Source organism: Mesorhizobium montanum (genome assembly GCF_033977145.1).
GTDB classification, from domain to species: Bacteria; Pseudomonadota; Alphaproteobacteria; order Rhizobiales; family Rhizobiaceae; genus Mesorhizobium; species Mesorhizobium montanum.
Genome location: NZ_JAVIJF010000030.1, coordinates 19,871 through 37,572, shown reverse-complemented (window position 1 = coordinate 37,572; position 17,702 = coordinate 19,871). Strand labels below are relative to the sequence as shown.

At 63.7% G+C, this 17,702-nt stretch carries 17 protein-coding genes; 5 read left to right on the top strand and 12 right to left on the bottom strand.

Annotated features, from left to right (window positions below):
- Position 1: 1 nt before the first annotated feature.
- On the bottom strand, positions 2 to 754 hold the full coding sequence (gene fliR, locus RFM68_RS30235; protein WP_320236634.1) for a flagellar biosynthetic protein FliR: 753 nt from the start codon (positions 752 to 754) through the stop codon (positions 2 to 4).
- Positions 751 to 2,838, bottom strand: coding sequence for a flagellar biosynthesis protein FlhA (flhA, locus tag RFM68_RS30230; protein ID WP_320236633.1), 2,088 nt, complete (start codon positions 2,836 to 2,838; stop codon positions 751 to 753). Before flhA ends, fliR begins: the two co-directional genes overlap by 4 nt.
- 182 nt (positions 2,839 to 3,020) lie before the next feature.
- Between flhA and RFM68_RS30225 the strand changes: the two genes are divergently transcribed.
- Entirely contained in the window at positions 3,021 to 3,320 is a 300-nt protein-coding gene (locus RFM68_RS30225; RefSeq protein ID WP_320236632.1) for a putative quinol monooxygenase, read from the top strand.
- Between the two features lie 12 nt (positions 3,321 to 3,332).
- On the opposite strand, the gene RFM68_RS30220 is transcribed toward RFM68_RS30225, so the two are convergent.
- Positions 3,333 to 3,806, bottom strand: coding sequence for a MarR family winged helix-turn-helix transcriptional regulator (locus tag RFM68_RS30220; RefSeq protein WP_320236631.1), 474 nt, complete (start codon positions 3,804 to 3,806; stop codon positions 3,333 to 3,335).
- 62 nt (positions 3,807 to 3,868) lie between these two features.
- On the opposite strand from RFM68_RS30220, the gene RFM68_RS30215 reads away from it, so the two are divergent.
- Together RFM68_RS30215 and RFM68_RS30210 are read left to right on the top strand one after the other, a co-directional pair.
- Positions 3,869 to 4,597 carry an NAD-dependent epimerase/dehydratase family protein gene (locus RFM68_RS30215; RefSeq protein WP_320236630.1) on the top strand — a complete coding sequence of 243 codons (729 nt, stop codon included), beginning with the start codon at positions 3,869 to 3,871 and terminating at the stop codon, positions 4,595 to 4,597.
- A 287-nt stretch (positions 4,598 to 4,884) separates the two neighbouring features.
- The gene (locus tag RFM68_RS30210; RefSeq protein WP_320236629.1) at positions 4,885 to 6,666 is read left to right on the top strand and encodes a chloride channel protein; all 1,782 of its coding nucleotides are present in this window, start codon (positions 4,885 to 4,887) and stop codon (positions 6,664 to 6,666) included.
- Between the two features lie 75 nt (positions 6,667 to 6,741).
- On the opposite strand, the gene RFM68_RS30205 is transcribed toward RFM68_RS30210, so the two are convergent.
- Together RFM68_RS30205 and RFM68_RS30200 are read right to left on the bottom strand one after the other, a co-directional pair.
- Positions 6,742 to 8,772, bottom strand: coding sequence for a putative bifunctional diguanylate cyclase/phosphodiesterase (locus RFM68_RS30205; RefSeq protein WP_320236628.1), 2,031 nt, complete (start codon positions 8,770 to 8,772; stop codon positions 6,742 to 6,744).
- A gap of 16 nt (positions 8,773 to 8,788) precedes the next feature.
- Positions 8,789 to 9,289 (bottom strand): putative pterin-binding protein, encoded by a 501-nt coding sequence (locus RFM68_RS30200; protein WP_320236627.1) that lies wholly within the window; start codon positions 9,287 to 9,289, stop codon positions 8,789 to 8,791.
- Positions 9,290 to 9,657: 368 nt separating this feature from the next.
- On the opposite strand from RFM68_RS30200, the gene RFM68_RS30195 reads away from it, so the two are divergent.
- Both RFM68_RS30195 and RFM68_RS30190 read left to right on the top strand, forming a co-directional pair.
- Positions 9,658 to 11,043, top strand: coding sequence for an NAD(P)/FAD-dependent oxidoreductase (locus RFM68_RS30195; protein WP_320236626.1), 1,386 nt, complete (start codon positions 9,658 to 9,660; stop codon positions 11,041 to 11,043).
- A 76-nt stretch (positions 11,044 to 11,119) separates the two neighbouring features.
- Positions 11,120 to 11,257, top strand: coding sequence for a cupin domain-containing protein (locus RFM68_RS30190; protein ID WP_320236625.1), 138 nt, complete (start codon positions 11,120 to 11,122; stop codon positions 11,255 to 11,257).
- Positions 11,258 to 11,314: 57 nt separating this feature from the next.
- On the opposite strand, the gene RFM68_RS30185 is transcribed toward RFM68_RS30190, so the two are convergent.
- The 7 genes from RFM68_RS30185 to RFM68_RS30155 form a co-directional block, all read right to left on the bottom strand.
- Positions 11,315 to 12,958, bottom strand: coding sequence for an MFS transporter (locus tag RFM68_RS30185; RefSeq protein ID WP_320236624.1), 1,644 nt, complete (start codon positions 12,956 to 12,958; stop codon positions 11,315 to 11,317).
- Between the two features lie 150 nt (positions 12,959 to 13,108).
- Positions 13,109 to 14,974, bottom strand: a complete 1,866-nt coding sequence (gene asnB, locus RFM68_RS30180) for an asparagine synthase (glutamine-hydrolyzing) (protein ID WP_320236623.1) — start codon at positions 14,972 to 14,974, stop codon at positions 13,109 to 13,111.
- A 163-nt stretch (positions 14,975 to 15,137) separates the two neighbouring features.
- Positions 15,138 to 15,404 carry a flagellar biosynthesis protein FliQ gene (gene fliQ / locus RFM68_RS30175; RefSeq protein ID WP_040989996.1) on the bottom strand — a complete coding sequence of 89 codons (267 nt, stop codon included), beginning with the start codon at positions 15,402 to 15,404 and terminating at the stop codon, positions 15,138 to 15,140.
- 25 nt (positions 15,405 to 15,429) lie between these two features.
- Entirely contained in the window at positions 15,430 to 15,837 is a 408-nt protein-coding gene (gene flgD / locus RFM68_RS30170) for a flagellar hook assembly protein FlgD (protein ID WP_320236622.1), read from the bottom strand.
- A 2-nt stretch (positions 15,838 to 15,839) separates the two neighbouring features.
- On the bottom strand, positions 15,840 to 16,277 hold the full coding sequence (flbT, locus tag RFM68_RS30165; protein ID WP_320236621.1) for a flagellar biosynthesis repressor FlbT: 438 nt from the start codon (positions 16,275 to 16,277) through the stop codon (positions 15,840 to 15,842).
- Positions 16,274 to 16,621: a flagellar biosynthesis regulator FlaF gene (gene flaF, locus RFM68_RS30160; RefSeq protein WP_320236620.1), complete on the bottom strand. Its 348-nt coding sequence runs from the start codon at positions 16,619 to 16,621 to the stop codon at positions 16,274 to 16,276. Before flaF ends, flbT begins: the two co-directional genes overlap by 4 nt.
- A gap of 31 nt (positions 16,622 to 16,652) precedes the next feature.
- A complete protein-coding gene (locus RFM68_RS30155) occupies positions 16,653 to 17,702 on the bottom strand; it encodes a flagellar hook-associated family protein (RefSeq protein WP_320236619.1) in 1,050 nt (349 codons plus the stop codon).

Here is a 17,702-nt window from a genome sequence, read left to right as displayed (position 1 = left end):
CCTATCTCGCCAGCGTGAGATCGACGAAGCCGTCGACGAACAGCGACAGCAAGGTGCCGACGGCGAAATAGAAGATGATCATGCCGCCGGCGATGACGAAGGGCAGCGAGATGAAATAGACCGGAATCTGCGGCGTCAGCTTGTTGACGAAGCCGATCGTCAAATTGACCAGGATGGCATAGGCGATGAAGGGGCTGCCCAGGCGGATGACCAGGAAGAAGGCGTCCGATACCGTGTCGGTGACGTCGACGAGGGCGGCCTGCGGATTGAAGAACACGTTGACCGGGGCGACCGTGTAGGAGGCGACCAGCGCCTTGATGATCTCGTGGTCGAAGTCGAAGACGAAAAGCAGAAGCAGCGCCGAGAACGAGATGATGGCGGCAAGCGCTGCCTGCGGCTCAGGCTCCTCGATCGCCGGTCCGCCCGAGCCGCCATAGCCGATCAGCATGGCGATGGCCGAGCCCATGAAGCGCAGCGCTTCCATGTAAAGCCTCGTCATGGCGCCGATCAGCCCGCCGACCAGCAGCTCGGAGACGATCATCGGCGCCAGGATCTGCGGGCGCGGATCGACGAACGGGTAGATGCGGTCCCACAGGAAGGCGAGCAGGCCGCCGGTGGCGGCGAGCGAGACGAACAGCCTGATCTGCAGCGGCACGCGGGCGCTCGACAGGCCGGGCATCAGCATGAAGCAGGCGCCGATGCGGCAGAAGGCGAGGAAGGCGGCGATGACGACGCCCTGCGAGAGCGCGTTCACGAGATCGTTCCGAGCACTTTGATCTCGACGCCCTTGGCGATCTCGACATGGCTGAGCACCGGCAGCGTGGTAAAAAGCCGCTCGATGATCATGCGCACATAGGGACGCGCGTCGGGCGCGGTGACCAGCACGAAGCGCTCGCCGGCCTCGAGATGCTTGCGGATCGCCTTGGTGGCGTCCTGGCCGAATTCCTCGAGCTGACGCGGATCGATGTCGAACTCGCGCACCTCGCCCTTGGCGTCGCGCTTGAGGCTCTGGTGGAAGGCGAGATCCCAGCGGTTGCCGAGGCGCAGCACCTTGAGCATGCCGCCCTCGGACAGGTCGCCGCAGATCTGCTGCGCCATGCGGATGCGCACATGCTCGACGATCTGCTCGGTGCGGCGCACATGCGGCGCGATCTCGGCGATGGCCTCGATGATCAGATGCAGGTTGCGGATCGAGACGCGCTCGGCAAGCAGCAGCTTCAGCACGGCCTGCAGGCCGGGATAGGAGATATGCGAGGTGCAGATCTCGTCGGCGAGCTTGCGGTATTCCGGGTCGAGCCGCTCCAGCAGCGCCTTCATGTCCTTGTAGGACAGAAGCTGCGGCAGGTTGTTGCGGATCACCTCGGAAAGATGCGTGAGCAGCACCGACATGTTGTCGGCGAAGGTGAAGTTCTCGCGCTTCAGATCCTCGGCGAAGGTTTCCAACACGGAATAGGCGCGCATGCCGAAGGCCGGCTCGCGGATTTCCTCGCCGGGGATTTCCGGCACGCCGCGCGTGCCGAGCAGCACCATGATCTCGCCGACGCGCATCTGGTACTCGGCGACCACCGTGCCGTGCACCTTGATCTGATAGCTCTTCGGCGGGATGGCGAAGTCGTCGGCGACGCGTATTTCCGGCACCACGAAGCCGTATTGCTGGGCGAATTTCTTGCGCATCTTCGACATGCGAAACACCAGTTCCTGGTGCGCCACCATCAGCCTGGTCGAGAGCTGCTTGCCGATCAGAAGCTCGATCTCGGCAGTGACCAGCGAGGCCTTGACCGAGTTCTTTTCCTCCTCGACCTTGTTCGCCTTCTCTTGGGTTTTCAGGGCTTCGGCGGCGGCAAGCTCGCGGTTCTGGCGCAACGGGATGATGTAACCGAGGCTTGCCATGGCGCCGGCGAGCGCGAAGAACGGGAACAGCGGCAGGCCGGGCATCAGGCCGAGGATGACCAGCAGCGAGGACGCGACATAGAGCGCGCGCGGATGCGCTCCGAGCTGGCCGAACACCGCCTGGTTGGTGGAGCCGCGCGTGCCGCCCTTGGAAACGAGCATGCCGGCGGCGAGCGAGACGATGAGGGCCGGGATCTGAGTGACGAGACCGTCGCCGACCGACAGTTTGATGAAGACGTCGGCCGCCTGGCCGAGGCCCATGCCGTGGCGCAGATAGCCGATGGCGATGCCGCCGACGATGTTGATGGCGGTGATGATCAAGCCGGCGATGGCGTCGCCGCGCACGAATTTCGAGGCGCCGTCCATCGAGCCGAAGAAGGAGGATTCTTCCTCCAGCTCGCGGCGGCGCAGCTGCGCGGTCTTGTCGTCGATCATGCCGGCGGAGAGGTCGGCGTCGATCGACATCTGCTTGCCGGGGATAGCGTCGAGGGTGAAGCGCGCGCCGACTTCGGCGATACGGGTGGCGCCCTTGGTGATGACGATGAAGTTCACCACGATCAGGATCATGAAGACGATAAGGCCGATGACGAAGTCGCTCGACATCACCAGCTTCGAGAAGCCGGAAATGACATAGCCCGCGGCATGCGTGCCCTCATTGCCGTGCGACAGGATCATGCGCGTGGTGGCGATGTTGAGCGACAGCCGCAGCATGGTTGCGATGAGCAGCACGGTCGGAAAGGACGAGAAGTCGAGCGGCCGCTGGATCCACAGCGCCACCATCAGGATCAGCACCGAGAGCGCGATCGAGAAGGCCAGACCCATATCGATGAGGAAGGCGGGGATCGGCAGGAACAGCACCGCCAGGATGAAGACGATGCCCAGCGCGAAGAAGACGTCGCGGCCGTTCTTGACCGCAAGGCCCGACGGGAGTGTTTCGCTGATCGCCATGTCGTCCTCAAATCAAGAGCCGCCAAACACAGGGCAGGCCCTTGACCGTAGCCCTCCAAGCTTGCGCGAAAGTGGGAGGTTGGCTACGCAACCTCATCCGGCCTCAAAGCGCGTCGGGGTGAAATGATTCAGGCGACGCGCTTCAAGTCTTTGTTTCGATGCATCAGCGAAAGGAAAGTCGCATGCTCCTGATCATCGGCACGGTTCGGCTGCCGCCCGGCAGGCTCGAACAGGCAAAGCCGGCGATGCAACGAATGATATTAGCGAGCCGCGCCGAGCCGGGCTGCCTCGGCTATTCCTATGCGCAGGATGTGTTGGATGCCGGGCTCATCCATGTTTCGGAAGCCTGGAGCGACCGCGCCGCGCTCGAAGCGCATTTCAAGTCTGCGCATATCGCGCAATGGCGCGCGAGCTGGGCAGAGCTCGGCATCGGCGACCGCAAGCTTACGCTTTACGAGACGGACGGCGGCGCGCCGACCTGAAAACGCCGGCTCTCAGGCCTGTGCCGTATCCGCGGTCGCGACGGCGACCAGCCAGCGCCGCACGGCGCGTTCCTCCTCGGCGGAGAGGCCGGCGGTCAGTTCAGCTTCGAGCCTGTACACGCGTTCCCGGCATTTCTTCAGCAAGGCGCGGCCGCTGTCGCTGAGGTCGAGATGCTGGATGCGGCCATGGACCGCATGCGGCCGACGGATGAGGGAACCGGCTTTTTCAAGATTGCCGACAATCACGCTCACCGTCTGCGGCGTCAGCACCGCCAGCCGGGCCAGATCGGCGTTGGATATTCCGGGATAGGCCGAAACCATGGTCAGTGCCGCGAACTGCGCCTGCGTCACGCCGAACTCGTCCAGCGCCCGTTCCACCCTCAGCCGGTAGGCGCCGGCCGCCTGACGCAGCAGATAGCCCAGATAGCCTTGCTCGCCGCGCTTGCCTTCACCGGCAGACGGAATGGACGGATTACCCTTGCTCATAATATCAGGGCTCTTATATGTTGTTCGTACACTGATATTATCGCGGCGAGGAGCGAAAGACGATGGGCTATCGTATTTTTCTTGCCGGTGCCTCCGGCGCGATCGGCCGCCGGTTGGTTCCGCAAGTGCTGGCAGCCGGCCATCAGGTGACGGCGACGACACGCCAGGCGGCTAAAACAGAAGAACTGCGCACGCTTGGCGCCGATCCGGTGGCGGTCGACGTGTTCGATGCGAGCGCGCTGCGCGCAGCGGTGGTGGCAGCAAAGCCGGAAATCGTCATCCACCAGCTTACCGATCTGCCGGCCGGGCTCGACCCGTCGCGGATGGCCGAGGCGATCGTACGAAACGCCCGCATTCGCGATGAAGGAACCCGCAACCTCGTCGAGGCGGCGAAGGCCGCCGGCGCGAGGCGGCTGATCGCGCAAAGCATCGCCTGGGCCTACGCGCCGGGATCCGAGCCGCATGCCGAGACTGATGCGCTGGACAGCGGCGCCGAAGGCGGCCGAGCCGTCAGCGTCGGCGGCGTCATCGCTCTCGAGCGGCATGTGCTGAGCGCCTGGCCGATCACCGGCATCGTGCTGCGTTACGGCCATCTCTACGGGCCAGGCACCGGCACGGAGACTGGGGCCGATCCCGCGGTGCATGTCGATGCCGCCGCCTATGCCGCGCTGCTTGCGGTCGAACGCGGAGCGCAGGGCGCATTCAACGTTGCGGAGCCGAATGGCCACGTCACGACCGACAAGATTGTCAGCGAGCTCGGCTGGCACGCCGGCTTTCGCCTGGCCGAGTGAGCGAAGGAGTTGCTGTCATGATCGAGGACGTTTCTCCGCGAAGCCTTACGCTGCTCGGTGTCGCCGCGATCATCGCCGGGCTGCTTGGCGTTGCCGTGGTCCCGCTGACCATCGCTGTACCTGACTAAGTCTGTCTCCTTGGTCGCGGCGACAAGCCTTCCGTAACGTTATTTCGCGCAACGCCAAAATGGCGCCACAAGCGGTCGGCATTGCGATTGCCACGCAAAGCCGCCGCGCGTATCAGGCACGGCAGTTATTTATCTTTCGCATACCGGCGAGCCGCTCCGTTGCCTGCCAGAAACGACCCACAAGTCTACGCCCGCCGGCTTCGCGCGGTGCTGATCAGCTCGATCCCCGTGCTCGAGGCGCGCGGCATCGTGATCGTTTTGATGGCGGGCATGGTCGGCGTGATCGCGGGCGCGCTGGTCACCGGCATGAGCGCACTGGTGCAAGGCATGCACTACCTGCTGTTCGACGTGCAGCCGGGCGGCCGGCTTTCGGCAATGTTCTCGCTTGCCGATCCTGTGCAGGCGATGTTCCCGGCAATCGGCGGCCTGCTGCTCGGCCTTTCCGTGATCTGGCTGCGAAAGCGCAAATTCCGCACCCCGGTCGATCCGATCGAGGCCAACGCGCTTTATGGCGGGCGCATGTCGCTCACCGACACCTTCATCATCGTGGTGCAGACGATGATTTCGAGCGGCTTCGGCGCCTCGGTCGGATTGGAGGCCGGCTATACGCAGATCGGCTCCGGCTTCGCCTCTCGGCTGGCGCGCGCGTTCCGCCTGCGCCGCAACGACGTCCGCATGCTGGTCGGCTGCGGTGCTGCCGGCGCGATCTCGGCCGCCTTCGACGCGCCACTGACCGGCGCCTTCTATGGTTTCGAGCTGGTCATCGGCATCTACTCCGTCGCCAATGTGGCACCGGTGATGGCGGCGGCGATCGCAGCCTCGCTGACGGCGGAAGTGTTCGGCGGCGTGCCGTTCCCGCTGGAGCTTTCAGGTCTGCCGACGCTGACCGCCAGCGAGTATGTGCCGTTCCTCCTGCTGGGCCTGCTCGGTGGCGCAGCCTCGATAGCGATCATGCAGCTGGTGAGCATTGTCGAGCGCCTTTTCGAACGGTTGGCGATCGACGCGTCGGTCCGGCCGTTCATCGGCGGCATCCTTGTCGGTCTGCTCGGGCTGGTCACGCCGCAAGTGCTCTCCAGCGGCCATGGCGCGCTGCATCGCGAGTTCGCCATGAATTACGCGCTTCCGGTGGTGGCGAGCGTCTTCGTGATGAAGCTGGCGGCCTCCGCCATCTCGCTCGGCTCCGGTTTCCGCGGCGGGCTGTTCTTCGCCTCGCTGTTCCTGGGGGCGCTGCTCGGTAAGGTCTTTGCCGGCGTCATGGCGCTGACCGCGCCGTCGGCGGGCATCGACCCCGCGATCGCCGCCGTCGTCGGCATGACCTCGCTTGCGGTCGGCGTCGTCGGCGGTCCGCTGACGATGACGTTCCTGGCGCTGGAATCCACCCGCGACCTGACGCTCACCGGCGTGGTGCTGGCGGCCTCGATCATGTCGGCGATCCTGGTTCGCGAGACCTTCGGCTACTCCTTCTCGACCTGGCGCTTCCATCTGCGCGGCGAGACGATCCGCAGCGCCCATGACGTCGGCTGGATGCGCAGCCTCACCGTCGGCTCGATGATGCGCAAGGATGTCCGCACCATTCCGGCCTCGACCACGCTCTCCGAATTCCGCAAGGAAATCCCGCTCGGCTCCGGGCAGCGCGTCATCGCTGTCGAACAGGCCGACCAATATGTCGGCATGCTGCTAGTGCCGGAACTGCACAGCGATCTTTCCGATGGCGCCACCCCGGTAAGCGCGCTCGCCCAGTTCAAGGACGCTGTGCTGGTGCCGTCGATGAACGTCCAGACCGCCGCCGAGACCTTCCAGCGCACTGGGGCCGAAGAGCTGGCGGTGGTCGAGGACTTCGACGAGCGCATCGTTCTCGGCCTGCTCACCGAAAGCCATCTGATGCGCCGCTACGCCGAAGAACTCGACAAGGCGCGGCGGGATCTGTCGGGCGAGGGCTGAGCGCCAGTCGGCGCTCTTCCAGCTCTGTTTGGCGACAACATCGACTTTCCGCAGGGAGGGTGGGCCTAGAGCGTTTCACCGTTTCACGGAAACGGCAAAACGCTCTATCTCTTTGTTTTTACGCAATTCCGGACGAAAAACCGTTACACACTTTTCCTGGAATTGCTCTAGGCGGACGCCGCCCTGCCTTGCAGCGAGATAGTTTGTCATCAGCCTTTCCTCAACTGGCTCCGACATGAAGAACCCTTGAGCGCCGTGGCAGTGTTCGCGGATCAGAAAGTCGAGTTGAGCCTCGTTCTCCACTCCTTCCGCGACAACGGTCAGACCTAGCGAATTGGCCAGCGCGATGATCCCCCGAACCACATTCTGTTTCTTTGTGGAGGAAGCCAGATCGCTCAGCAGCGAGCGATCGATTTTCAATTGGTTCAGGTTGAAATCGGCAAGGTATCCGAAGCTCGCATAGCCCGAGCCAAAATCGTCGAGTGCCAGGCTGACTCCGATGTTTCGAATTTTACCGACACTCTCCAGGGCATCGCGGCTGTTCTGGATAAAGATTCCTTCCGTGATCTCCAACTGCAGGCGCGATGGCGGCAATCCCGTTTGCCGCAACGTCTCGGTGAGATGCGTCAGATAGGCGTCGGCCTGGAGGCTTTTTGCAGAGACGTTGACCGAACAGACGAACTCCTCGGTGGTAATGGGCATCCATCGGGCAGCTTGCACGCAAGCCTTGCGCAGAACCATATTGTCGAGTTCCAATATCAGATCACTTCGTTCCGCGATTGGAATGAACGATGCCGGCGCACGAACCGCCCCCGAGACCGGGTCGCGCCAGCGGACCAGTGCCTCGGTGCCGGTCATGCGGCCGGTCGCCAGCTCGAACTGGGGTTGCCAGACCAGGAAGAACTCGTCGCAATTGAGCGCCCGTTTGATGCCCGCTTCTTCACCAAGCTGCATGTCAATCTGACTAAGGATCGCGGGCGAAAACGTCACGAAACCAGACCGTCCCTCGGCCTTCGCCGTATAGAGAGCGCTATCGGCATTGTGCAGCAACGTGGAAATGTCGGAACCATGCTGGGGGAAACATGCCATGCCGATGCTGGCGCCGACGCGCACCTGGTGGCCCTCCAACTCCGCAAACCCGTTCAACCGTTCGCGCAGACGTTGTCCCAAATCTTCATGGGAGTCCTGGTCGGCAATAGCCATGATGGCAAATTCATCTCCGCCCAATCGCACGGCGGCTACCTCGCCGGGCCGCTCGACCGACTCAAGGACCTCGGCAACTGCTTTCAGCAGGAGATCTCCGACGTGATGACCGAAGGTGTCGTTCACGCTCTTGAAATGGTCGAGATCGATCAGGAGCAGTTGAAGCTGTTTGCCGGCCTCCTTCGTCCGGTCCAGCATGGCGTCCCTGTTGGCCGCCATCCAGGCACGATTCTTCAGTCCGGTCGTTGCGTCGCGCCAGGCAAGAAATTCCAGCTTCTTTATCGTTTCCCGGCGCCCGATGAACAGAACCGCCGTCCCGATTGCCAGCAGCGACAGGATCGTCAGAGCAAAGGCTATCTGATAGTTGAACCTCTTCAGGCTGACTTCTGACGAATAGAGATCGGCGTTAACCTCCTCGCCGTATTTATAGTACTCGTCGTTCATCCGGCCGACGATCTGCTCAAGCTCGAAACCCAGTTCCTTCAAGCTTTTCTGATCGAGTGGCAGCCCCGCCGAAAGCACGGCATCAAGCCGCGTTACCGCGTCGTTCACGCGCGGCACAACGCCTGCATAGGCGGGAATTGCGCTGATTGTTTCGCTGCCGTCGATGCGCTTGAAGCGGATGTAAACCAGATCGTTTGCCGCCGACAATTGATCCAGGCTCTCCTGGGAGTTGGGAGCGCCCTCGGCAAGCGAGATCATATCCCTCAGATGGGTCACATCGCGTATGGCAATATGGAATTCACGAATGGCGAAGAAGCCGAACCGAGGCAGCGAAGACTCGATCTTGTTGATGCTGGCAAACAGCATGACGATCAGAATAGCAGAACCGATCGCCGCTACCCCTATGGCAGTGCCGTAGGTAAGTGGAAATTGCCAGCCTCTCGGTCGAGATCGTGCCATCGACGCCTGCCGCCGGTCAGTTGTTGGACTCGATCGTCTTGATCAGCCAAATCCATCGCGGCTTGCGGATCGGCGTGTCGAAGGCGGGGTAGTCCATGAGAGGGTAGATCAGGCGGGTCGGGCCTTGTGTTCGTCGGGTGAGCAGTTCCCCGTCCTGGCGGGTCGCGAGAAGCAGAGGGCCCTCGGTCCAATCTTCGTGTGGAATAACCTGCACGTATTCGTCCACGGCCCGCAGGGTAACGGAATCCCTGTCTTCCAATCCCAGGGATTTGAGCACGTCTCGGAACAGAACGCCTTCAAACGTCAGTTGCCCCTCCTCGAAAGGACTTGTGGTGACGACCTTGTAGAGGCCGAGCTTTTCCAACTGCCGCAGTGTGACCGGGATCGGCTTGCCGTCCTTCTGAACGGTGAAAGCCACAGAGTCCGGCGGCTCCGGATAGCTGGCCGGTTCCAGCGCCAATGCGGGTAGAGTGCCGACCGCCAAGACGGCCAGCATAAGAAGGCTGCGCATAAGCATTGACGGTCCCGTTCTTAGCAAGGGTGACATACCGCAATCCCTTCCCGGCCAGCAGACCGGCAACGGATCCTTGCCGCACGACATCTTGCCGGCTGACGGTCGATACTGCCGTTGAATGCTTAATTTTTTGGTCGGCTTCCGTTTCCAGTCATAGACGGCGAGGGAATTGCATTCACCCTCTTGCCAGATGTACGAAGTCAAGCTCGCCGACGGCGATCGTGCGGTCGCTGCTGACCGGCGAGAGTTTTTGGCCTCGGCGAACAGATGGAGCTCTGCTTCGATGGCGCCGAGCTTCTGCCCGACGACAGCACGGCCGACACGACGCTCACCTGATCTCCTCTCACCCGCTCTCTCCTGGAAATCATCCCATGCAAGTCAAGCGCAACGGCGGCATCTCGTTCTGGTATGCGGATATGGGCGCTATTCCGACGCCGTGTCCGCCTTTGGCCGGCGACATCGAGGCGGATGTAGCGATCGTCGGCGCCGGCTATACCGGGCTGTGGACCGCCTATTATCTGAAGAAGGCGAAGCCATCGCTGCGCATCGTGCTCATCGAGCGGGAGTTCGCCGGCTTCGGTGCATCGGGGCGCAATGGCGGCTGGCTGTCGGGCGGCTTCGGCTGGTCGCGCGAGAAGTTTTTGAAGAATTCGACACGGCAAGGCATCACCGCCATGCAGAAGGCAATGGCCGGCTGCGTCGACGAGGTGATCCGGGTGGCGGCCGAAGAGGGCATCGACGCCGATATCCGTCGCACCGACAATCTGACGGTCGCCACCAATCCGGCGCAGCTCGAACGCGTGCGCGAAGAGTGCGAGACGATCCGCTCCTGGGATGCCGACCCCGAACGCATAGAGCTTCTCGACGCCGACACGACACGCGCGCGCATCAACATCAACAACGTCATGGGCGGCTTCGTCATCCACGGCCAGGCGCGCGTGCAGCCGGCCAAGCTGGTGCGCGGGCTGGCGGCGGCGGTCGAAAGGCTTGGTGTTTCGATCTACGAAAAGACGACGGTGACCGCGATCGCCAAGGGCAGCGTCACCACGGATCGCGGCACGGTGCGGGCCGAAACCATCATCCGCGCCACCGAAGGGTTCACCGCCGGCATTCCGGGAGAAGAGCGGACCTGGCTGGCGCTCAACAGCGCCCAGATCGTCACCGAGCCGCTGTCGGAGGAACTCTGGCGCAAGATAGGCTGGGAGGGTCACGAACTGCTCGGCAATGCCGCACATGCCTATTGCTATGCCCAGCGCACGCGCGAGGGCCGCATCACCATGGGCGGCCGCGGCGTGCCTTACCGCTACGGGTCGCGCACCGATGTCAACGGGCAGACGCAGCAGGCGACGATCGACCAGTTGCACACGATCCTGACGACGCTGTTACCGCAGACGGCCGGATGCCGCATCGATCACGCCTGGTGCGGCGTGCTCGGCGTGCCGCGCGACTGGTGCACGACGGTCGGCCTCGACCCCAGGACGCGCATCGGCTGGGCCGGTGGCTATGTCGGGCTCGGCGTCTCGAGCTCCAACCTGTCGGGGCGCACGCTGACCGATCTCGTGCTCGGCCAGGATACCGAGCTGACGCGGCTGCCCTGGGTCAACCGCAAGGTGCGTCCCTGGGAGCCGGAGCCGTTGCGTTGGCTGGGCGCCCACTCGATGTACCAGCTCTACCGCATTGCCGACCAACGCGAGGCTGCGGGACTTGCGCATACTTCGAAGCTGGCCGCTCTCGCCGACAGCCTCACAGGCCACTAGAGCGGTTCAGCGTTCACCGCTCTAGCTATTTGTTTTTACGCAATTCCGGACGGAAAACCGCTGCATATCCGGCCGCGTGGAGGTGAGTCGCGCCTATGGCGAGATGCGTGAGCTGGGGCCAGGCGACCTTCTCGTCCTGCCGCGGGGATGGACGGGCGAATGGCGCATCCACGAGACCACCCGCAAGCTCTACATGATCCAGAGCGCCGGCTGATCGTTGGTCCTTGATTGATCGTTGCCTGAAGCGCTGCGCGCTTTGGACGGCATGCGATCAGTGATCGATCGGCCCCTTCGGTGAGACAAGCGTCGTGCCCGCGGTGGTCGGGCGCTCGATCATGCGGCGCACCCGCGGCGGGTTCTCGCCGCTGTGCAACCCGCGGATGCGTTCACCGACCACGGCGTCGGCATGGGTGGCGCGCCGGTTGTGGCGGATATACTCGACCCAGGTCGGCGTGTGGTAATGCTCGATCCATACCGATGGATTTTCGAGGTCGCGGGCCAAAGTCCAGTTGCGAGCGCCGTCGCGGCGACGAATGCGGCCGCGCTCCGCCATGGTCGCCAGGAATTCGCGCACGTCGTCCTCGCGGATGATGTACTCGATCATGATGGCGATCGGGCCGCTGCGCGGCTTCAGATCGAGTGCCAGCATCGGCTCCTTGAAGCGGTTGAGAGGATCGAGGTTGAGAACGGTCTGCCGCGGCAATGGCAGGACGAAGCCGACGGCACCGCCGGCAAGCATCGCGACCGCCGCCGCGATCAGCGCGGTCTCCGCTCCATGCGCGTCGGCGACGACACCCCAGATCCAACTGCCCAGCGCGATGCCGCCGAAGGTCGCCGTCTGGTAGATCGACAGCACGCGGCCGACCACCCAGCGCGGCGTCGACATCTGCACCGTGACGTTGAAATGCGAGAGCGCGATCACCCAGCAGGCGCCGCCGATGAGCAGGCCCGCCGATGTCTGCCAGGCATTGTGGCTGACGGCGGCGTTGAAGGCGCATAGCGCGAAGCCGCAAAAGGCCATGCGCACCATCACCTCGCTGGACAATAGCTGCCGCAGCCTAACGCTGATCAGCGCGCCGCCGACTGCGCCGATGCCGAAGGCGCCGAGCATGATGCCGTAGGTCAGCGCGTCGCCCTTGACGACGTCGCGCGCCACCAGGGGAAGGAGCGCCAGCACCGCGCCGGCGCTGAAGCCGAAGGCCGAACCGCGGACCAGCACCTTGGCGATATTCGGCGACATGGCGACATAGCGCAGGCCGGCGCCCATCGCAGCACCCAGCGACTCGCGCGGCAGGGTTTGCTCGGGCAGCGCCGGCTTCCAGCGGGCAAGCACGACGATCAGGCCGATATAGCTGACGGCGTTGGCGGCGAAGGCCGCGGCCGCACCCGCGGCGGCGACGATGATGCCGCCGATGGCCGGGCCGACGCTGCGGGTGATGTTGAAGCCCAGCGAGTTGAGTGCCACCGCGGCCGGCACCTTGGCGCGCGGCACCATGTCGCCGACCGATGCCTGCCATGACGGGCTGTTCAACGCCGTGCCGCTGTCGATCAGGAAGGTGAAGGCAAGCAGCGTCCACGGCGTCATCCAGCCGAGCCAGGTGAACAGAGTCAGCAGCGCCGAGACGACGAGCATGAAGGTCTGCGCCACCAGCATCACCTTGCGGCGGTTGAAGCTGTCGGCGATAGCGCCGGCAACGAGCGCGAACAGCATGATCGGCAAAGTGGTCGAGGCCTGGACCAGCGCCACCTGGTAGGGCGAGGTGGCGATCGTGGTCATCATCCAGGCGGCGCCGACGCCCTGGATCAGGCCGCCGAAATTCGACACCAGGCTGGCTGACCAGACGGCGCGGAAGATGCCGTGCCGGAACGGCGCCAGCGCGGAGACGCGTTCGCTTTCCGGCTCGTCGTCGATCATGGTTGCGCCTTCGTCCGCTATATATACGCGCCGCGCCTGGACGGGTCGGCGACTCGCTGAAGAGTGCGACCCAACAATAGGATGGCAAAGGCGAAAATGCGTCGGCGAAGGTTTAAACCAAGCATCTCGCCGGTGTGGACCAACTTTTCGCTATGTCTCGCTTCCCGCCTCGGCATGCAGGGCCTCGGTCAGGCCGCCTGTCGTCTCGCCACCGATGTAAAGCCTGAGCAGCATTTCCATGCCGACGAGGCGCAGGCGCGAGGTTTCGTGGCTCCTCGCCATGTCGATCAGGTCTTCCAACTCGGAAGAAGACCATTTCATCGCGTCGCGCAGCAGACCGCCGCGCAGCAGGCCCTGCGTGCCGGCTGAAAAGGCGGCCGACATCTCGAAGCCGTTCTTCGCAGCACGAATGTTCTCGCGCGGCAGATGGCCCCCGGCGACCTTCTTGAGCAGCCACTTGCTAGTCCCGTCGCGATATTTCTGCCTGCGCGGCAGATGAATGGCGAAGTCGATGAGCTTGTTCTCGAGGAACGGCACCCTGAGCTCCACCGACGCTGCCATGCCCAACCGGTCGTGCCGGTGCAGAAGGTCCTGCAGGTGCGAGTAGAGGTCGTAAAGGCAGCTTGCAAGGAAGGCGCGGTCGCTAAGCGGCACGACGCCTTCCAGCCTGTCGAACAGCTTTGTCTGCAGGAAGTTCAGCTCGGGCGACAAGGCTCTGAGCGCCATGCTGCGGTCGGTCGGCGAGCCGCGACCGATCGAGTTGCGGAACGGCGTGCGCCGCAATTCCGCGAATTTGCGGTCGCGCCTGGCCTTCGAGCGGAACAGACGCTGCAGCCACGACTGGCGCCAGAGCCGCATCGTCGACGCCTGCCATCTGTAGCCGCCGAAAAGCTCGTCGGAGCCCTCGCCGGTGAGCAGCACCTTGACGCCGTCGGCGCGGCACTGTTCGGCAAGCGCCAGCAGCGCGGCATGGCTGGCGTGCCAGCCGTCGGTTTCGAGATGCCAAACCGCGCGAGGCCAGAGCTCGAAGAACCGGTCCCTATCGAGAGAAACCCGGCGCAGGCCGACGCCGACACGGCGACCGGTACGCTCGGCGTCCCGCGCCTCGCTGTGGCCGAGCTTCGGGTCGACGACGTAGCCATGCAGCTCCGGCCTGAAGTGTTTGGCAAGCGCGGTGATCAGCCCGGAATCGACGCCGCCGCTGCAGGCGGTGGCAAGGCTGGTATCGGCGATGCAATGCAGCTCGACGCTTTCCTCGAGCAATGTCTGAAGCGTCGCCGCGTGTCCGGTGTCGGAGGTGTTGTCGCCGGCGATGCGCGCGATGTCCAGGATGTCGAGGACATGCCAGAAGCGGCGCTTCTCGATGCCGTCCCCGGTGATCTTCCAAAGGCCGGCCGGCGGCAGCCGCTCGACGCCGTCGAAGACACTGTAGCTGGAATCGCGGCTCTGCCAGGCCAGCCGCAGCGTCAGCTCGCGCGTGTCCATCCGGCGCGGAAAGCCATGGCAGGCGAGGATCGCCTTGTCCTCGGAGGCGAACAGCACGCGCTCGCCGGTCATGGCGATCGACATCGGTTTGATGCCCAGCCTGTCCCTGGCAAGCCACAAGGCGCCGTCGCGGGCATCGAAATAGGCGAAGGAGAACATGCCGTCGAACAACGGCACTGCTTTTTGCGGCCCCCAGTGGTGCAAGGCCTGCAGCACCACCTCGGTGTCGGACACCGTGCGGAACGTCAGGCCTTCCGCCTCCAGCGTCTTGCGCAGCATGCGAAAATTATAGACCTCGCCATTGTAGCAGAGGACGCCGTCGCCGGACGCGGTCAGCATCGGCTCGCGCGCGGCGCGCGATGGGTCGATGATGGTCAGCCGGCGGTGGCCGAGCGCCAGGCGGGCGTTGTTCCAGTTGCCGTGATCGTCGGGACCGCGATGTGCCAACGCCTGCATCATGCGCACGATATCGGAAAGATCGCCGCTGCCGATCGGATCGCGCTTTCGCCAGACGCCGGCTATTCCGCACATGGCCTGCCGGCCGGTTTTGCCTGATGCATCGCTTCCAGAAATTTCACCCGAGACAACGACGCCGCCCGATGCCGGCGCGCTTACAATCTAGCTGCAACAAACGTCGCCGCAAGCGATCTTGCGGCTTGCGAGCAGGCCGCTCGACGCCCGCCAGGGCTTCGCGTCAGAAACCGTGTTCGATGCGCTCGAAAATGACGTTGGTGAAGGCCGAGATCTGGCTGCCGATGAATGGGCCGGTCAGCGCCACCACAAGCATGATGGCGACGATCTTCGGCACGAAGGTCAGCGTGATTTCCTGGATCTGGGTCAGCGCCTGGATGAGCGCGATACCGATGCCGACCACCATCGCGACCAGCACCACGGGGGCGGAAGCGGTCAGAACCGTCCACACCGCGTACTGGACGATATCGAGGGCGTCGGCCTCATTCATGCGGACACACCCTCAATCAATGAACCTAGCTGGCCGGCTTGATCGACACGCCTGCGCCGACCGGGACCTGGGTGCCATCCTGCAGCACCGCGATCAGCCCGCTGCTTGCGAGCGTCACCGAAGCCACCGTTCCAGTGGTGTTGCCGTCGGCCGAGGTGATCGAGCGGCCGATCAGCGCGTCGGCCTGCGACAATGCCGAGGACTGCATGATCTGGTCGAGCTTGGTGTTGGTCTGCACCGACTGCTCGACCTGGGAGAAGGTGGCGAGCTGCGCGACATATTGCGTCGAATCCATCGGCTTGGTCGGATCCTGGTTCTTCATCTCGGCGATCAAGAGCTTCAGGAACGACTGGTAGTCCACCGCCGTCTTCGAGGTCTGCTGGCTGGCCTGGTTGGCGCCGACCGGGATCGTTGTCGTCATGTCGACGGCCATCTTTATGCTCCTACAGCCAATGCACGGGGCGTTTCGGGAATGTCGTCATTGTCCTCGAGCGCCTTGCGCTCGAGCGGATAGAGCGCGCGGATTGCCTTCAGCGCCTCATAGATTTCATCCTCGCCGACCATGCGGTCGATCTGCTTCAGGCCCTTGCAGATGTCCTGGTTGTCGAAGCTTGCAATCAGCATCGGCAGCGAGCGGCGGAACATGTCGCGCGCCTCCGCTGCGCCCGCGGGGTTGATCAGCATGATCTGCACGATGAAATAAAGTTGCCTGAGCGGCGTCGAAGCGTGGTCGGCCTGGATGACATGGCTTTCGAGCAGGAACTGTACGTCGTTCATCAGCTCGATGGTGACCTTGCGGTCGACGCGGATGACTGCGCCGTTGATATAGATCTTCTCGCCGGGTTTCAGCGAGATCTTCAGTGTGTTGGTCATTGGATGCCGTCTCGGATGATCTGAGAGACCTCGATCAATCCTTCGAAATTGTTGGTGCGGCCCTGGCGGATGTCTTCCGTTTCGCGCAGCAGCCACAGGCCGATGGAGATCAGGTTGGCGCGCAGCTCCTTGGGCAGGGCGTTGTCGCTGGAGCCGAGATCCTCGACGAAGGTGGTCCAGACGCGGTTCGTGAAGTGCAACGCCTCGACCGCTTCCATCGAATCTGTGCCAATGGCGGCTGCCGCGGCCAGCATGTCGATCGAGCGGGTGAGCAGTTGTCGCTCCCGATCCTTGGCGTCGGCGACGGAGTCGGTCTGGATGTCGGCGTAGGAGAATTGATACATCGTCGGCGCTCTGGCGTTCCGGTTTATGTGTTCAGGTCAGATAGTTCAGCAGGCTGAGCTGCTGCAGACGCGCGGTCAAGGCAAAGGACGTCTCGATATGCTGCGTCAGATCGGCGACGCGGGTAGCCGCTTCCGCCGGATCGACACCTTCGAGATCGACGATGTGCTTCTCGAAAAGATCGACCTGGGTCCTCATGCGGTCGCTGGCATCGGACACACGCTGCTGGGCAAGGCCCGTTTCGGCCCGCACCTGGATGATGCCGCCGATGGCTTCGCCGACCAGCGCCTGCGCGCGGCTGACGACTGCGTTCTGGGCGGCTTCACTCATGCCGCCGGTGACCAGGCTGCTGACCATGGCGGCCGCCATGGCGAGCTTGCGGATGCCCTGCTCGTTGGCACTGACCGAGGTCTGAGTGGTTTCGTTGAGCGAAATGCGGCTGGTGATCTGATTGTCGGTGGCGCTCGACCAGTTGCCCTGCCAGCCGGAACCCAGGAATTGCGGCTCGACCTTGGTGGTGATGAAGTCGTCCATTTGCGCGGCGGTGATGTTGGCTGCCGCCGGATCGGTCTGGGCAAAGCCGAAATAGCTGGTGAAGGCTGTGTCGAATGCCGCCTTGGCCGGTGAGCCGGCGGCGCTGAAATCGTCGATCGGCTTGACGTCGGTGTTGGTGCCGGCAAACAAATATTCGCCGTTGACGCTGGTGTTCAGGATGCCCGTCATCTGCTGCAGCGCCGAGGCGCCGGCGGTCTGCAGGATATTGGTCGAGGAGTCGCCCGACACGCCGCTGGTCAACGCGGACAGGAAGCTCTGCGCGGTATCGGAGATCTGGCCGAGCGAATCCTGGGTCGATGTCAGACGCGCGGTAACCAGCGCATTGGAATCGACGATGCCGTTCAACCGGTCGAGATCGCGCTGGAAGGTGACCGCCTGGGTCGTGCGTCCGCCAAGCGCCAGGCCCACATCCGCCACCCTGCCGGTCGAGGATTCCGTTGTCGCCTTGACGAGATCGGCCTGCATGCGCGCCTGCTGGTAGCGCAAGGCATTTGAGATCGCGGCGGAGGAAACGGCTGTCGCTTTCAT

Bases quoted from the DNA above. Each gene is read 5' to 3' on its own strand.
- flbT (WP_320236621.1), bottom strand. From the start codon at position 16,277: ATGACCAACACACTGAAGATCTCGCTGAAACCCGGCGAGAAGATCTAT.
- flaF (WP_320236620.1), bottom strand. From the start codon at position 16,621: ATGTATCAATTCTCCTACGCCGACATCCAGACCGACTCCGTCGCCGAC.
- flgD (WP_320236622.1), bottom strand. From the start codon at position 15,837: ATGGCCGTCGACATGACGACAACGATCCCGGTCGGCGCCAACCAGGCC.
- RFM68_RS30225 (WP_320236632.1), top strand. From the start codon at position 3,021: ATGCTCCTGATCATCGGCACGGTTCGGCTGCCGCCCGGCAGGCTCGAA.
- asnB (WP_320236623.1), bottom strand. From the start codon at position 14,974: ATGTGCGGAATAGCCGGCGTCTGGCGAAAGCGCGATCCGATCGGCAGC.
- RFM68_RS30195 (WP_320236626.1), top strand. From the start codon at position 9,658: ATGCAAGTCAAGCGCAACGGCGGCATCTCGTTCTGGTATGCGGATATG.
- RFM68_RS30205 (WP_320236628.1), bottom strand. From the start codon at position 8,772: ATGGCACGATCTCGACCGAGAGGCTGGCAATTTCCACTTACCTACGGC.
- RFM68_RS30155 (WP_320236619.1), bottom strand. From the start codon at position 17,702: ATGAAAGCGACAGCCGTTTCCTCCGCCGCGATCTCAAATGCCTTGCGC.
- flhA (WP_320236633.1), bottom strand. From the start codon at position 2,838: ATGGCGATCAGCGAAACACTCCCGTCGGGCCTTGCGGTCAAGAACGGC.
- RFM68_RS30215 (WP_320236630.1), top strand. From the start codon at position 3,869: ATGGGCTATCGTATTTTTCTTGCCGGTGCCTCCGGCGCGATCGGCCGC.
- RFM68_RS30185 (WP_320236624.1), bottom strand. From the start codon at position 12,958: ATGATCGACGACGAGCCGGAAAGCGAACGCGTCTCCGCGCTGGCGCCG.
- RFM68_RS30200 (WP_320236627.1), bottom strand. From the start codon at position 9,289: ATGCTTATGCGCAGCCTTCTTATGCTGGCCGTCTTGGCGGTCGGCACT.
- fliQ (WP_040989996.1), bottom strand. From the start codon at position 15,404: ATGAATGAGGCCGACGCCCTCGATATCGTCCAGTACGCGGTGTGGACG.
- RFM68_RS30220 (WP_320236631.1), bottom strand. From the start codon at position 3,806: ATGAGCAAGGGTAATCCGTCCATTCCGTCTGCCGGTGAAGGCAAGCGC.